We start from the raw sequence: 15414 nt of genomic DNA on the forward strand, positions 1-15414 counted from the left end.
CGTCGCGGATGATGTGACGCGGCAGCATCTTGCGTGGAAACTCAGGCTATGCTCGCACCGCTTTGAGATTCAGCTCCAGGACGGAAATGGCAGAGTTATCCCCGAGTTGAGAGGTGTTGACGGGCGGTTTCAAGACGATGGACGCATCACGCCCGCGGGACAGTATGCCTGCCGATTCTCCTCCGGTGCGGCCGACATAGCGCCCGGCCAGATCCCCGCCTGAAGATATTTCACGCTCCCCCTGCACCGACCAGACATACACGCGCTTTCCCGGCGGGGCCGTGGCATCGCCCTGGCGCAGCAGCGCGCCCGAATACTGGAATTTCGTCCCGGACGCACCTTCGAACGAACAGCTCAAAACCGCTTCCGCGGCCGCTCGCTCCTTCGAAGGCATTGACGTGCACGTTAGCGTTCCAACGGGAGCAGGCTGTGCCGCTGCGGCCGTCATACCTGCGGCAAGGAAAACTCCCGCTGCCCGCACTGCCATCCTTTGACTCTTCATATTACACTCACCGGATCAAGACATCTGATTTTTCATTTATTTCGAGCAGTGATCGCCTTCGTTGTTATTGATCACCCGCCTTCCCGTAAGCCATCTTCCCAATTGGCCTGCCTTCTTCCGGAGGTGCCGGAACCAGGGCGGCGGACTTCCTTTAAGCCAGCGTGAACGGTTAGCCCTGCGAGCAAGGTGCCATACCGGGAACCGAGCATAAGCTGATCTCCGCGAGGCCCTTCGCCCCCTGAGTGAGAATGGCCGATTGTCATGACCACTCAACACCGCAAGGCCGATAAAGCTTCATCTGGATTTGAGAGGAAAAGCCCTTCTCTCGGAAGAATGCCTGCCGCATCCAATCATTCAGGCCAAACCCAACGCCGGTCCGGCTCCGCCGGCTCCTCCGCGCTGACCGCCTTTCCCGGGTTCTCGCCTTTCGCTTCGGCGCCCATGTGGGTGAGACGACCCGACTTTCCTTTGAGATTTGATTGCTGAAGTTCCTTGTAAAAGGAACCATCGCACAACTTCAGGATTAGCTGCGTAACGGCAGTCACTGATCGCAGACGCCGCGCGCGCAAACCCGGTCCGCCCAGGCGCCGGAAATCCTGTCGAGGAGAGGTCCATGTTTCACCACGTCAAGGAATTGCAGTTCAACGCTCGAGTTTCCAAGCCCGACCCGAAATTCGCAGCACTGCTGCTCGAGCAGTTCGGAGGGCCTAATGGCGAGCTGAAGGCCGCAATGCAATACTTCACCCAGTCCTTCGCCGCACGAAAGCCCTATCCGGATAAGTATGACCTCCTCATGGACATCGCCACAGAGGAGTTCAGCCACCTCGAAATCGTGGGCGCGACAATCACCATGCTTCTTGATGGCATCAATGGCGAGTTGAAGGATGCCGCCTCGGCGAGCCCGATCATGAGACTCACCCAAGGGTCCACGGGCAAGGAGGACGTGTTGCATGAGGCGCTTACCAATCCGGCCTTTCTCGTTGAGACGGGCGGTGGTCCGAGCGTTACGAATTCGCAAGGCGTGCCATGGAGCGGCACTTATGTGAACGCAAATGGCGATCTGACTGTGGACTTACGTTCCAACATGGCCGCGGAGAGCCGCGCAAAGATCACGTACGAGTATCTCCTTAAGTTCACCGAAGACCCCTTTGTGCGCGAAACGCTCCGCTTTCTCATGACGCGCGAGATCGCGCATTTCCAGATGTTCGGCGCCGCCCTCGAAACCATCCAGCCGAATTTCCCACCCGGCGTGCTCCAGGGCGATCCGCGACATACGCATACTTACTTCAACATGTCGAATGGCGCTGATGCTCGCGGCCCGTGGAACGAGGGACAGGGGCCGTGGGGTTCGGGCGAATCCTGGGAGTACGTCAACGATCCCAAGAAACACATCGTCGATACGCAGGGGGAGATCGACCACCGGCCGCACAATGCAGGCATTACTGAAGATCAGGTGAAGGAGAAGAACGAATCTCTCTCGCGCATTCGAAGCGAGGAAGTGAAGGCCAAGACGGCGACACCGACGCAATGGTCGTCCTATCCGCAAGAGACAGTGGAAAGCCCGATGAAGCCACAGCAGACGCAGCCTTGACCCCGCATCATCCCCAGTCCGCTCGTCAAAACGAGCGGACTGTGATGGACCTACCCTCGCGGCGGTCATCACCTATTACACTGATCCGCGTTACTGCTGGAGCTGGGGCTTCGAGCCACAATGGCGGCGGCTACGTTATGCGTATGCCGGGCGTCCGGCGTGACGGATTCGCATGCGCGGTATGATTGGCGTGTGGTCGACCTTCTCCGATCACCTTAATCGCATCAGAGCTGCAATCGCCTCAAGCAGGAGAGGCCTATCTGCGGCTGCTGCGTGAGGCCATTATGATCAAAGGCCGTCACATCGCGCGGCCCGAAGTCCTGGCCGATTGCGCCGCGGAGTGCGCGTCAAGGCATTTCCGCAGCTATTCGATGTCGGGCGATGGCATGTTCGCAGGGGAAAAGGGAGTGCTCGCCCTCGCAAGGCGCGCTTTTCTCTGAGATGTCAGGGGGATGGATGGTGCTGCAAGAGAGGATTGAACTCTCGACCTCTCCCTTACCAAGGGAGTGCTCTACCACTGAGCTACTGCAGCGATGCGCGGGAACCTGCCACAGCCGCCGCCAAGGTGCAAGACCTCATAAGCGATCGTGTCAGGCAATTCGCCGCGATTTCGCCTCAACGGTTCGTTCGGCGGCTTCAGGGCGACGGAACGCAGCGACAAACGCTGCGTCCCCGCTCGCATCGGGGGTGGCGGACAACCCCACGATGCCCCGACGACAGCCTATCCGGCGAAGAAGATCGCCGTCATCAGCAGGAGCGGCGGGATCATGAAGGCTCCCGACCACAGCATGAAGCCGAAGAAGCTCGGCATCTTGATGCCCTGATGCTCCGCGATGGCGCGAACCATGAAGTTCGGCGCGTTGCCGATATAGGTGAGCGCGCCCATGAAGACCGCGCCCGCCGATATGGCGGCAAGCGTCGAAGCGAGCGGACCGGCGAGCGCCACCGGGTCGCCGCCCGCCGCGTTGAAGAACACGAGATAGGACGGCGCGTTGTCGAGGAAGCTCGAAAGCAGGCCCGTCAGCCAGAAATAGGCGACGTGATTCGGTGCCTCCGTGCTGCCGAGAGCCGCAAACAGCGGCGCGGCCGCCCCCTGTTCGCCCGCTTTCAGGATCGCGATCGCCGGGACGATGGTCACGAAGATGGCGGCGAACAGTTTCGCGACTTCCAGCACCGGCGCCCAATTGAACTCGTTCTGTCTGCGCGCCTTGAGCGGCGTGAGCGCAAGGGACAGCACGGCCAGCATGACGAGCGCCCCGTCGCGGACGAGGCTTTCGCCGCGCACCTCGACGCCCGCGACATCCACCGGGCCAATAAAGGTCGCGCCGCTTGCCGCCACGGCTACGACCACACAGGCGATCAGCGGCAGGTTCACGATGCCCCATATTTTCAGGCCCTCGCCGGGCCTGTGCTCGCGCGGCGGTTCGGTTTTGTAATAGCGCCGGTCGACGATGTAGAACCAGCCGAGAAGGATCGTCACGAGCAATAGCGTATGCGGCCACAGATGCAGGAAAGGCCAGGAAAAGGGCACGCCTTTCAGATAGCCGAGGAACAGCGGCGGATCGCCGAGCGGAGTGAGCGCCCCGCCGACATTGCAGACGAGGAAGATGAAGAAGACGACGAGATGAACCTGATGCGAGCGGCTGCGGTTCGCGCGCATCAGCGGGCGGATGAAGACCATCGCCGCGCCCGTCGTGCCGACGAAGCTGGCAAGGCCGGTTCCGGCGGCCATGATCGCGGTATTCTGGCCGGGCGAACCGCTGAGGCTGCCACCGAGCCAGATGCCCCCCGCGATGGTGTAGAGCGAGCCGATCAGCACAATGAACGGGATGTATTCGAGCAGCGCCACGTCGAGCAACTGATGGAGCGCGGAAGACGAACCATAGGCACCGGCAAAAGGCACCAGAAAGAGCAGTCCCCAGACGAGCGCGACAAGCCCCTGCCGCCGATGCCAGAAATGGGGCGCGACCATTGGCAGGATAGCAAGCGACAGGAGCACGCCCGCGAACGGCAGACACCACAAGAGGCTCAGGCCCGCGCCATCGAGCGCCGGCCCGGCGGCCATTGCAGGCGTCGGCCCCGCGAGCAGGCCGATGGCCGCGATGCTACGGAAAAGAAGTCTGGGCAAATTTTGCATTGAGGAATTATCTCGGCGCGGGGCAGGGGATGACGGCGATTTGAAAGCAGAGCGGGCCGCCCCCGAAGCGTCGCCCTCTTCAAAAAACCTAACGGTCTCCACATAACACATTCAAGAAAAATGCGAGAGGAGGTCGGGTCGATGACCGAGCGCATGATGAAAAGCGATGCGGAGTGGCGTGAGAAACTGACGCCCGAGCAATACAAGGTTACGCGGCAGCACGGCACGGAGCGGGCGGCTTCGAGCCCGTTGAACGACGAGAAGCGGGCAGGCGTCTTCGCGTGCGTCTGTTGCGGCGCGCCGCTTTTTACCTCGGACGCGAAATATGAGTCCGGGTCCGGCTGGCCAAGCTTCACCGGCCCCATCGAGCAGGACGCGGTTACAACGCACGAGGATCATTCCTTCATGATGAACCGGACCGAGGTGCGTTGCGCGCGCTGCGACGCGCATCTTGGCCACGTCTTCCCGGACGGGCCGCGTCCAACGGGGTTGCGCTACTGCATGAACGGGGTTGCGCTCGATTTTCAGCCGACCGGTAGCGAATGAGCGGCGACTGCAATTCGCACTTCGCCCCATCGCTGGCGCGGGTTGCAGTCTCTCCGACGGCATATCCCGTCGCATGAGTTGGATCAGCCATAGCCTTGCGAGTCGCATCGCGGTAGACACGTTTGATGCGACCGGCGAGTGCAGACCTAGAAAACCGTCTTACATCCCTTATAGCAGGTGATGCCGGGCGCATGCGCCTGCTGGAAAAGGTGCAAGCCCTGCATCTCCCTGACTGTTGGATCGGGGCAGGATTTGTTCGCGCTGCCGTTTGGGATTACCTTCATGGTCGCCTAGCGACTGCCCCAACGGATGATGTCGATGTGATTTGGTTCGACAGGAAGAGGGCCGCCGCAACGGTCGACAGTGAAATAGAGGCCCAACTGAAGGCCGTTGAACCATCCATCGACTGGTCGGTAAAGAACCAAGCCCGCATGCACCTGCGCAATGGCGATGAGCCATACATCTCAGCCAAGGATGCTGTGAGCCGATGGCCTGAAACAGCGACCGCGATCGCGCTGCGACTGACGGATCGCAGCGTGGAGATCATGGCCCCGTTCGGCATCGATGACCTATTTTCCCTGACCGTCAGGCCGACGCCCGCATTCATCGGCGAAAAATTGCCTATCTTCCGAAGGCGCGTACAGGAAAAGCGATGGCTTGAGCGCTGGCCCCGACTGATTTTAGCCAGTGAGTTTGCCGCGTGACGTCGCAATGGCGTCACAAACTTTGTCCAGCGAAGTCATGATAGGGTGGATCACCGGGCTTCATTCGATTTGCTTGGCCCTGACGACGCGATCGCCGCACGCCTCATACGTGGAAGACCCACCCAGACGCTCGCGCTGTTTTTTCCACATCGTTCGCCGCTCGTTCGCGCAACCCGAAACGCGCCCCATGGCGGTACCAAATATCTCGCAATAACAGGCCGTTGCAGGAGCGCAAGCGAGACGCTGCCATCGCGCTTTTGGACAGGTTGCAGCGGTGCGAGACAACTTTCCCCAGCTTGTAGACAGCGGCGACAGGTGCCTTGTTAAGCTCGCGGCGATGCCACAAGATGACTTCAGTTCGGGTTGAAGCAACAAGCAAAAGGCACTTCGCAGCCGTGCGACAGTGCCGTTCCCGAATGCGAAAGCCTCCTGCTGCCGCTTAAGCGGGGAGCATCCCCGCGACTGGGATGCGGCGGCAGCCTTTTCGCTGGTGATCTCGCGAAAGGCCGGTCTGCGCCGCGCCTTGTTGCATCCGCGCGCCAGCGACAGGAGCGTTTTCGAGTGAAGTGGATGCCGGCTCCGCGTGGACAAGGCGCGTCGGCACGGAGGGCGGGGGGCCATCGTCACGATGGCCCCCGAAGCGTTCCTTTGGTGAGGCCGACATGTGAGGAACGCGTCCGGCGTGCATTGACGCGGCCGGCACCGCCCGGCGATGATGAGCGCAAGAGATGCGCAACTCCAAATCCCCGCGTTCCGTCGCCATCTTCCGGAAACCCGCAAGCGAACACGTGCAGTCGAACTCCCACCGGTGAACAGTCATGGCCAAACCGCGCTCCTCCTCCCCGACGCCCGAAGGCGCGACGCTGTTCGAAAGCGTGCCTCCGTCGCCCGCTGCGCTGGCCTCGCGACCGCTGCCCGACCGGCTTCGACCCGCTTCCCTTGGCGACGTGATCGGGCAGGAGCATCTCCTTGGCGAGGGCGGGCCGCTGCGCCGGATCGCAGACGGCGAGGCGCCGCGCTCCATGATCTTCTGGGGGCCGCCCGGCACGGGCAAGACCACCGTCGCGCGGCTGATGGCGAAGGGCGCGGGCGCGCATTTCGAACAGCTTTCGGCGATCTTTTCCGGCGTGGCTGATCTGCGGAAGGTGTTCGACGCCGCGAAGGATCGCCAGCGCTTCGGACAGGGCACGATCCTGTTCGTGGACGAAATCCATCGCTTCAATCGCTCGCAGCAGGACTCGTTTCTGCCTTTCGTCGAGGACGGCACCATCATCCTTATCGGCGCGACGACGGAAAACCCGTCCTTCGAACTCAACGGCGCGCTTCTTTCCCGCGCAAAGGTGCTCGTCTTCAGGCGGCTGACGGATGAGAACATCGCGCAGCTTCTCGCCCGCGCGGAGAGCGTGCTCGGCAAGACGCTGCCGCTGACGCCGGACGCGCGCGGCGCGCTGGTCGGCATGGCGGACGGCGACGGGCGCACCGCGCTCAACCTCACGGAAGATGTGTTCGCCACCGGCCGCGATCCGTCGCACCCCATCGACACCGCCGAACTGACCGAGATCGTCCAGCGCCGCGCGCCGCTCTATGACAAGAACCGCGACGGCCATTACGACCTCATCAGCGCGCTGCACAAGGCGGTGCGCGGCTCCGACCCTGACGCGGCGCTCTACTGGTTCTGCCGCATGATCGATGGCGGGGAGGCGCCGCTTTACCTCGCGCGGCGCATGGTGCGCATGGCGGTGGAGGACATCGGGCTTGCCGATCACAACGCGCTCGTGCAGGCGATTGCCGCAAAGGATGCCTATGATTTCCTCGGCAGCCCCGAAGGCGAACTCGCGCTGGCGCAATGCGTCGTCTATCTCGCCACTGCGCCGAAATCGAACGCGGCCTACAAGGCTTACGGTGCGGCGATGCGCTATGCGAAGGAGAGCGGTTCGCTGCCTCCGCCGAAGCATATCCTCAACGCGCCGACGAAGCTCATGAAGAGCGAGGGCTACGGCGAAGGTTACGTCTACGACCATGCGACGGAAGAGGGCGTGTCGGGGCAGAACTATTTCCCGGACGGGCTCGACCGCGCCGAGTTTTATCACCCGCGCGGGCGCGGCTACGAGGCGCGCATCGAAGAGCGGCTGCGCGCGTGGGCCGAGGTGCGGCGCGAGGTAGCGGCGCGGGGCGGGAGATAGCCGCGTGACGACTACAGCTTATCGCTCGCGTTCGCCGTTCGGTAAGGGCGACGGCGGCAGGGCCAGACGCTCGCAATAGAGCGCGGCGGCTTCCTCGGGAGGCCCGCGCCGCTCGCCGATGCCGCGTATCTCGATCACGCGCACATCTCCGAACAGACTTGCCGTCAGCACGTCGCCGCACTTGATGCAGGTTGCAGCTTTCACGACGCGTTGACGATTGACCCGGATGCAGCCTTCCTCGATCAATTTCGCGGCGAGGCTGCGCGATTTCACGAACCGCGCATGCCACAGCCACTTGTCGAGGCGCTGCTCGTCCGGTGCCGTCAAGCGGTCTGATCCTCGGTCTGCTTTTCGAGGCGCTCCTTGAGCTTGCTCAAGGCTGCGAAGGGTGAATCCGGATCGACGCCGCCGGACGACCGTTTCGGCGATGCGCTGGCGGCGATGCCCTGCGGACGCGGAGGCCGCGAATCGCGATTGCGGTCGTTCGGCCGGTCGGACCGTTGATGGTGCGGCCGGTTCGGCTGGCCGCCGCCCGCGCGACGATCATTGTCAGGCCGCGGTGCGTCGCCCGGTGCGCCTTGCTGGCGATCACGGTTGCCATCGGAACGCGGCTGGCGGTTGCGATCTCCACGTTCGCGGTTCTGATCGCGCGGCCCGCTGCGGTCGCGTGAAAACTCGCGGCGCGGCGCGCGGTCGCCGCTCGCGGCTGCGCCCTCGGTTTGTCCGGCGGGTGCCTCTGCGCCAACGGCGGCTGCCGGTTGCGGCGCGTTATCGGAGCGCGGGCGCGGTCCGCGATCTCCCGGCGGACGCTGACCGCCGCGCTCGCCCTGGCCTGTGCGTTCGCCGTGTCCCGCGCCACCGTGACGACGATGCTGCGCACGGCGGTCGCCTTGCCCTTCGCCGCGCTCGAATTTCGGCTTCGGCCGGCGGAAACGCCAGACTTCCTCGAACTCGGGTTCGGCAGGCGCGGCTTCTGCGGCGATGGCGTCGCCGGACGCTGTTTCCGAAACGGCGGGCGTCGATGCGTCGGCGTTCGACCCTGCTTCACCATGCATCTCGGAAGCGGCCGCTTCGGCGGCTTCTTCCTGCGCGGGCTCGACGGGTGCGGCGTCTTCATGCTCGACCTGCGAGAAGGATTGCGGCGCACTTTCGGGCGTGAGTTCGCCTTCCGGCTCCACGGCTTGCGCCTCGGCGGCTGCTTCGGTCACGACAGCGCTCGATGCGGCCTCTGCAAGTTCGGCGGATGACTTCTCGCCTGCGTTGGCTATCGCGATCTCGGCGCCGGGAGCTTTCTTGATCGGGCGCTTTTCGCGGCGGAAACCGAGCGACTCGAGGATCGCGCCGAGTTCTTCGGCGGAACAGCCCATGATGGACATCATCTCGGGCCGCATGCGGAAAGCGCCGCCGCCTGCCGCACCAGCCGGTGGCTCGGCGTTGGCGTCGGTCGGCTTCCAGGTCGTGAGCGGACGAATGATATCGGCGAGCCGTTCCAGCATGTCGATGCGCACGGCGCGCGGTCCGCACACCTGGAAACCAGCCGCGCGATAGAATGCCTCCGGCACTTCGGCCACCTTCGGCACCGAGGTCAGCCCCTGGCGCGGCGCATCCCCGATGGATGCGGGCGTGAGATTGTGCTCGGCGCCGTGCTTCGAGAGCCAGAACAGCAGCAAGAGATCCGCCGCTGCGGGTTTAAGCAGCAGCGGGAAGTAGATGTGATGCGCGCCGAAGCGAACGCCGTATTTGCGAAGCTGGGCGCGGCCATCCTGATCGAGCGTCTTGATCTCATCGGCCACGGTGTCGCGCTTCAGGATGCCGAAATTCTCGCGGAGGCGGAACGCAATGCCTCGCGCAAGACCGGTGATTTCCTCGGCCTTCGCGATCTCGACCAGCGGCTTGAGGCGGATCTCGATATAGTGCTGGAGCCACGTCTCGACGCGCTTGCCGATATTTTCCTTGTCGATGGCGGCGAGGTGCTCATCCGAGTTCAGCGCGAAGGTCGGCTTCAGCGGATCGTCGCTCGGGGCGAGCTTGCCGATCTCCTGATTTTCCCAGACGATCCGCCCTTCGCGCGTCAGCGTGAAGCCGGTGTCGGGCGCGGCGGCGAGACGGTCCGCGCGGGCGGCGAGTTCATGCACGAGCACCTTGGCGGCGGCGTTGCGCGCGGCCTTGCCGTTGAGCCCGGACGTTGCTTCGAGGTCGGGCGTGAAGCAGAAGCCTTCGAGCTTGCCGACATAGTGCTTCTCGACGACGACGCGGCCATCCTTCTCGATCTCGGCGAAGAGGCTGTCCTTGTCGCGCATGCTCTTCATGAGCACGCTCGTGCGCTTGTCGACGAAGCGCTGCGTCAGTTGCTCATGCAGCGCGTCGGAAAGGCGGTCCTCGATCTCGCGCGTCTTGCCCTGCCACTGTTCGGGATCCCTGAGCCACTCGGAGCGGTTCGAGACGAACGTCCATGTGCGGATATGCGCGATGCGGTTCGACAGTGTGTCGATGTCGCCGTCGATGCGGTCGGCCTGTTCGACCTGCTGGGCGAACCAGTCTTCCGGTATGTGGCCTTCGCCCGTCATGATGTGCTTGTAGAGGGCGGTGACGAGTTCGCCATGCTGGCTGGGGCCGACCTTGCGGTAGTCCGGCACCTGACAGACATCCCAAAGCCGCTTCACCGAGCCGATACCGGTCGCGAGTTCGGCGATGCGCGGATCGCTCGCGGCAAGGTCGAGCGCTTCGACGTCGTCGGCGGTGCGCACGCGCGTCAGGCGCGGATGGTCGGGCACCTGGCGCAGGCTGTCCTTCAGCCGGTCCACGCTGTCGAAATCGAGGCGCGTGTTGCGCCACTGGAGCAGCTTCGCCGGTTCGAAATCGTGATTTTCCAGCTTGTTGACGACATCCTGGTCGAACGGCTCGACATCGGCTGTGACGCCGAAGGTGCCGTCGTTCAGGTGGCGGCCCGCGCGACCCGCGATCTGGCCCATCTCGGCGGGGGTGAGGTCACGATGGTTGCGGCCGTCAAACTTGCGGCTGCCCGCGAAGGCGACATGATCCACGTCGAGATTGAGGCCCATGCCGATCGCGTCGGTCGCGACGATGAAATCCACGTCGCCGTTCTGGTACAGGGCCACCTGCGCGTTGCGCGTGCGGGGCGAGAGCGCGCCGAGCACCACGGCCGCGCCGCCTCGCTGGCGACGGATGAGTTCGGCGATGGCGTAAACGTCGTTCGCAGAGAAAGCCACGATGGCGGAGCGGCTCTGGAGCCGGGTAATCTTCTTCTGGCCGGAGTAGGTCAGTTTCGAGAGGCGCGGCCGCGCGATGAAGTTCGCGCCGGGGATAAGCTCGCGGATCGCGTCCGTCATGGTCGCGGCGCCGAGAAGCAGCGTCTCGCTTGTCCCGCGCGAGTGGAACAGGCGGTCGGTGAAGACGTGGCCACGGTCGGGGTCGGCGGCAAGCTGGATTTCGTCGACGGCGAGGAAGTCCACCTCCACCTCGCGCGGCATCGCTTCGACGGTGCAGACGTAATAGCGCGGGCGGTCCGGCTTGATCTTCTCTTCGCCCGTAATGAGCGCGACGTCGCGTGGACCGATCTGCGCGACGATCTTGTCATAGACCTCGCGCGCGAGAAGCCTGAGCGGCAGGCCGATCAATCCGCTTTCGTGGCCGAGCATGCGCTCGATGGCGAGATGCGTCTTGCCGGTATTGGTCGGACCCAGCACCGCTGTTACGTGACGGGACTGGGATGGCTTGATGGAAGCCGTCTGCGTTGATGCGCTCATGAGCGGACTTTCTGATAAACCGCACGCTGTTGGTGGTTATGTATCAGGCTTCGGCGCGATGCGTGTGCGAAGAGGTGCGCCTGCGGCAATAAGCGAACCTGCCGTGATATCGTTGGCAGTTCAGCCCGTTGTCGCGAATGGTAGCCTTTGTTTTTCCCCTCTTCACTCGGCCAGTGCGTGACGCCCCCCGGCCGTTTCCACGTGGAATGTCGTCGTCACGAGGGAAGCGGTGCCTGCGGGGGTCGGGACATGCACGTAGTAGGGTACTATTAAACCTGCTTCCGGCAAGGGTACAAGCCAAACTTCTATGCCCGTATTTCCGGTTGCATAATCGCTTTCGCCCGGCTTGCCCAGCTTGTAGCCCGCGATCGGGACATAACGCACGTTACAGACAAAGGCCGTGCCTCTGAGCTTCCCGGCCCCGGCGACGGATCGCTTCCCCTTCGGAGACAGCACCAGATCGTAGCGGATCTTCCCGTCGAAGATCGGCAGGCGCTTGTTGCACGCGCCTTCGCCCGTGTTTTTCGCAAGCCGCGCCTGCGAAAGAAGCACCAGCGCGCTCAGTGGGTCGACGACGTTCTGAAGGTGCGCCGCGGTGATCGGCGCATTGCGCGCGCCGGGCCGCGCGGGCGGGTTGATGAGAATGTCGCGAACCATCTTCTGCTGGAAGAGCAACTTGACGGTCTCGCCCCGATTACCCGTCTGGTAGCGGAACATGTAGCTTTGCGGAACCGGCCCGTTGGCGGTCATGAGCCCGCTGCTCGATGTCACGCCCCGCCAACTCACGCTGCCGAACAGGACGCTGATGTCGGCGTCGGCCTGCAAGGAATACTGGCGGTTTGTGATCGACGAGCGGATACGGAAATCGCCGATGTGCGCGCCGATCCAATGGATACGGTAGAGTGCGTTGATCTTGGAACTGCGCACCGCAAGCGCGCCATTGCCACCCTGAATCGGGGGCGTGAGGTTTTTCGGCTGCTCGACAGCCTTTTCGGTCGCACGTTCGCGCTCGGCAGGGGCCTTGTCGGCGGCTTTTTCAGCCGGACGAGCTTCCCTGGCTTCACCGGGTGACTTGTTGTCCCCGGCCTTCCCGTTTCCCGAAGCGCTCGCCTGGGGCGGTCGCTTCGCTTCGGGGGCTTCCACCGCCTTCGCGTGCGGCTTTTCGGCTTCGGGCTTCGCTTCCGGTTTGGCGTCCGTCGCAACTTCCGCCTTTTTTTCCGCCGGTTGAGGAGCCTCAGGCTTTTCCGAAAGCTGGGGAACTGCGGGCTTTTTTTCTTCCGCCTTCTTTTCCGACGGGGCGTCGGATGCGGCAACGCCGCCTTGCGGCGTCTCCTGCGCGCGTGCCCTGGCTATGGAAACGAACGCAAAAAGCACAAGCAAAAGGAAGAGAACGGCAGCGGGGTTAGCCCAATCGCTGCCAAGCAACGGTCGCTTTGCCATTAAGGAGGCTCTTCCTTTCGCAGGCATCGTTTTGCCACTCCCTTTGCCGGTAGTGGCCGATTTCGTCATTTATATGTTGCAGAAGTCTAGCGTGGCCGAAAGCAATGGTAACCATGAAGTGGCAACGGGGCGTTAAAGCCCCGGCGCCTGACAGATAAATCCGCGAGGTGAGGCGAAGCTTGCGTCGCTCCGTCAAGATTACGATTGCCCGCCGATAAGGGCGAGCGCGGCCTTGGGATCGAGCCGCCCGTCATAGAGCGCTCGCCCGGCGATAGCGCCCGCGATGATGGCATAGGCCGGAGACAGAAGCCTTTCGATGTCGGCGATGCCGGCCAACCCGCCCGACGCGATCACGGGAAGGTGCACCGCGCGCGCAAGTTCGGCGGTCGCTTCGAGGTTGAGGCCCGTCAGCATTCCGTCGCGCGCGATGTCGGTGTAGATGATCGCCGCGACGCCCACGTCGGCAAGGCGCTGTGCAAGGTCCACCGCCGAAAGCTCGGACGTCTCCGCCCAGCCCTGCACCGCGACGCGGCCGTCCTTCGCATCGATGCCGACCGCGATCTTGCCCGGAAAGCGCGCGCATGCCTCCTTCACGAGATGAGGATCGCGCACGGCTGCGGTGCCGAGGATCACGCGGGAGACGCCGCGGTCGATCCAGTGCGACACACCTTCGAGGGTGCGGATGCCGCCGCCGAGCTGCACGGGGATCGTCACCGCCGCGAGAATATGCGTCACCGCGTCGGCGTTGACCGAGCGGCCTTCGAAGGCGCCGTTCAGGTCCACCACATGCAGCGCGGAAAACCCTTGCGTCTGAAATTGTCTCGCCTGATCCGCCGGGTCGTCGTTGAACACCGTGGCCTGGTCCATGAGGCCCTGCTTCAAGCGCACGCATTGCCCGTCTTTGAGATCGATGGCGGGATAGAGAATCATGCAAGTTGTCCCCAGGATTAAACACACGTGGATCAATACCACGTGCGCAGGCTGTTTTCTTTGACCGGACGATGCCGCTTTCCTTTAGTATCAGTCAGCGATGCCCCGTTCAAACCGAGTTCTTCGAAGAGAGTGCGATGCGCCGTTATCTCATTTGCTGCGAGTTTCAACGGGAGAAGCGCGCCGCGAAGGCGGCCGACTGCATCCGCAGGCTCGCAACGGAATGGGAACATCCGATGACGGGCGTCTGGCTCATCCGCACCGAAGTCACGGCGACGGAAATTCGCGCGGCGCTGATGCAGGAGCTGACGTTCAGGGATCGCGTGCTTGTCTGTGAGGCGGGCGAGGAAGCGGCGGCGTTCAATACCTGCGACGCTGGTGGCGAGAAGGTGTCGCAGATCGCTGACGCGCGGGCAAAGAGCCACATCCTCACCGCCATCTTCAGCCGCAACGGACAGGCGTCGCGTCACCTCAAGGCCGCCATCGCAAGAAATTTGAAATCAGCCTGAGGCCGAGCTTCTGGCTTTTCTCCGGGTGAAACTGGCTGCCCGCGACATTATCGCGCGCGACGAGCGCGGTGATCGGGGCGCTGTAATCGGTGCGCGCCACCACGTCGGCCTCATCCGTCGGCTTGAAATGGTAGGAATGCACGAAATAGGCGTGCCAGCCCTCGTCGCCGCCGGGAATGCCCTCCAGCAGCGGATGCGGGCGCGCGATGTCGAGCGTATTCCAGCCCATATGCGGGATCTTGAGGCGCAGGTCCGATGGCTTGATGAGGTCCACCTCGCCGCCGATCCAGCCAAGTCCCTTGTGCTCGCCATGCTCAAGCCCGCGATCCGCCAGCATCTGCATGCCGACACAAATGCCGAAGAACGGCCTTCCGCGCTCGAACACGGCTTCCTTCAGCGCGTCGATCATGCCGGGCGTTTCCGACAGCCCACGATAACAATCCCCGAACGCGCCGACGCCCGGCAGCACGACGCGGTCGGCGCGGCGCACGGTGTCGGGGTCCGATGTCACGCGGATGTCGGTGTCGAAGCCGCCTTCGCGCGCCGCGCGTTCGAACGCCTTGGCCGCCGAATGCAGGTTGCCCGACTGGTAGTCTACAATTGCAACGCTCATGTCAGGCCGCCGCCTCCGGCCAGGTGCCCACGGAATGCGGCGTTTGCCAATCGCCCTTCACGGCGCCTGATGTGCGCCCGCCGCCGCTCGCCATGACGGTCGGCATCCACGCGGCGAAGAAGCGGTGTTCGCATTCCTCCCGGTTGCGCCCGGCGACGGAGGAAATGAAGGTGTAGCCTTTGCGCTGGAGCCGCCAGCGGATGAGGTCGTTACCCTCGAAGCCGATGATGAGCGCGACCAGGAGATTGACGATCCCGGCCGACTGCTCGCCGACGCCGGCCTGCATCATAATCGCGTAGAGCCCCGCCGCGAGCGCCACCACGGCGATGGCTTCGAGCCAGAGGCGGTTCCAGATGAGCCAGAACGGGCCGAACAGAAAGCCCCAGAACGTGAAGCTCTCCCGCACGAAGGCGATGCGTTCGGAGCGCTCCCCCACATTGCCGGTGGAGTGCGGCGGCTCGTGCACGGTGTAGATGATCATGGGCGGTTCCA

The 15414-nt window shown here is 63.5% G+C and carries 13 protein-coding genes and 1 tRNA gene; 5 read left to right on the forward strand and 9 right to left on the reverse strand.

Features of this window, described 5'->3' with window-relative positions; translation table 11 throughout:
* Window positions 1-46: 46 nt before the first annotated feature.
* Complete coding sequence (locus KKP04_RS08260) at window positions 47-502, reverse strand: DUF992 domain-containing protein (RefSeq protein ID WP_371818737.1); 456 nt, start codon at window positions 500-502, stop codon at window positions 47-49.
* A 613-nt stretch (window positions 503-1115) separates the two neighbouring features.
* Here KKP04_RS08260 and KKP04_RS08265 point away from each other — a divergent pair.
* A complete protein-coding gene (locus KKP04_RS08265) occupies window positions 1116-2093 on the forward strand; it encodes a manganese catalase family protein (RefSeq protein ID WP_215029155.1) in 978 nt (325 codons plus the stop codon).
* Window positions 2094-2550: 457 nt separating this feature from the next.
* Here KKP04_RS08265 and KKP04_RS08270 read toward each other — a convergent pair.
* Together KKP04_RS08270 and KKP04_RS08275 are read right to left on the reverse strand one after the other, a co-directional pair.
* Window positions 2551-2625 (reverse strand) — tRNA-Thr (locus KKP04_RS08270).
* 189 nt (window positions 2626-2814) lie between these two features.
* A complete protein-coding gene (locus KKP04_RS08275) occupies window positions 2815-4230 on the reverse strand; it encodes a sodium:proton antiporter (protein WP_215029167.1) in 1416 nt (471 codons plus the stop codon).
* Between the two features lie 141 nt (window positions 4231-4371).
* On the opposite strand from KKP04_RS08275, the gene msrB reads away from it, so the two are divergent.
* The 3 genes from msrB (at window position 4372) to KKP04_RS08290 (ending at window position 7663) form a co-directional block, all read left to right on the forward strand.
* Window positions 4372-4776 (forward strand): peptide-methionine (R)-S-oxide reductase MsrB, encoded by a 405-nt coding sequence (gene msrB / locus KKP04_RS08280; protein WP_215029173.1) that lies wholly within the window; start codon window positions 4372-4374, stop codon window positions 4774-4776.
* Between the two features lie 191 nt (window positions 4777-4967).
* Window positions 4968-5480 (forward strand): nucleotidyltransferase family protein, encoded by a 513-nt coding sequence (locus tag KKP04_RS08285; RefSeq protein ID WP_251133986.1) that lies wholly within the window; start codon window positions 4968-4970, stop codon window positions 5478-5480.
* An 818-nt stretch (window positions 5481-6298) separates the two neighbouring features.
* Window positions 6299-7663, forward strand: coding sequence for a replication-associated recombination protein A (locus tag KKP04_RS08290; RefSeq protein WP_215029181.1), 1365 nt, complete (start codon window positions 6299-6301; stop codon window positions 7661-7663).
* A gap of 18 nt (window positions 7664-7681) precedes the next feature.
* On the opposite strand, the gene KKP04_RS08295 is transcribed toward KKP04_RS08290, so the two are convergent.
* The 4 genes from KKP04_RS08295 to hisA form a co-directional block, all read right to left on the reverse strand.
* The gene (locus KKP04_RS08295) at window positions 7682-7990 is read right to left on the reverse strand and encodes an RNA-binding S4 domain-containing protein (RefSeq protein WP_215029184.1); all 309 of its coding nucleotides are present in this window, start codon (window positions 7988-7990) and stop codon (window positions 7682-7684) included.
* Window positions 7987-11430, reverse strand: a complete 3444-nt coding sequence (locus KKP04_RS08300) for a helicase-related protein (RefSeq protein ID WP_215029189.1) — start codon at window positions 11428-11430, stop codon at window positions 7987-7989. Before KKP04_RS08300 ends, KKP04_RS08295 begins: the two co-directional genes overlap by 4 nt.
* Before the next feature lie 162 nt (window positions 11431-11592).
* On the reverse strand, window positions 11593-12870 hold the full coding sequence (locus tag KKP04_RS08305; protein WP_215029192.1) for a DUF3108 domain-containing protein: 1278 nt from the start codon (window positions 12868-12870) through the stop codon (window positions 11593-11595).
* A gap of 198 nt (window positions 12871-13068) precedes the next feature.
* Window positions 13069-13800: a 1-(5-phosphoribosyl)-5-[(5-phosphoribosylamino)methylideneamino]imidazole-4-carboxamide isomerase gene (gene hisA / locus KKP04_RS08310; RefSeq protein WP_215029196.1), complete on the reverse strand. Its 732-nt coding sequence runs from the start codon at window positions 13798-13800 to the stop codon at window positions 13069-13071.
* Window positions 13801-13937: 137 nt separating this feature from the next.
* On the opposite strand from hisA, the gene KKP04_RS08315 reads away from it, so the two are divergent.
* Window positions 13938-14309, forward strand: coding sequence for a hypothetical protein (locus KKP04_RS08315; protein ID WP_215029199.1), 372 nt, complete (start codon window positions 13938-13940; stop codon window positions 14307-14309).
* Here the strand turns inward: KKP04_RS08315 and hisH are convergent.
* Both hisH and KKP04_RS08325 read right to left on the reverse strand, forming a co-directional pair.
* A complete protein-coding gene (gene hisH / locus KKP04_RS08320) occupies window positions 14272-14922 on the reverse strand; it encodes an imidazole glycerol phosphate synthase subunit HisH (protein WP_215029202.1) in 651 nt (216 codons plus the stop codon). The genes KKP04_RS08315 and hisH overlap by 38 nt on opposite strands.
* Window position 14923: 1 nt before the next feature.
* The gene (locus KKP04_RS08325; RefSeq protein ID WP_215029204.1) at window positions 14924-15403 is read right to left on the reverse strand and encodes a DUF2628 domain-containing protein; all 480 of its coding nucleotides are present in this window, start codon (window positions 15401-15403) and stop codon (window positions 14924-14926) included.
* Between the last annotated feature and the right edge of the window lie 11 nt (window positions 15404-15414).

Origin of the sequence: Rhodomicrobium sp. Az07, from assembly GCF_018619475.1 — a bacterium.
Classification (GTDB): Bacteria; Pseudomonadota; Alphaproteobacteria; order Rhizobiales; family Rhodomicrobiaceae; genus Rhodomicrobium.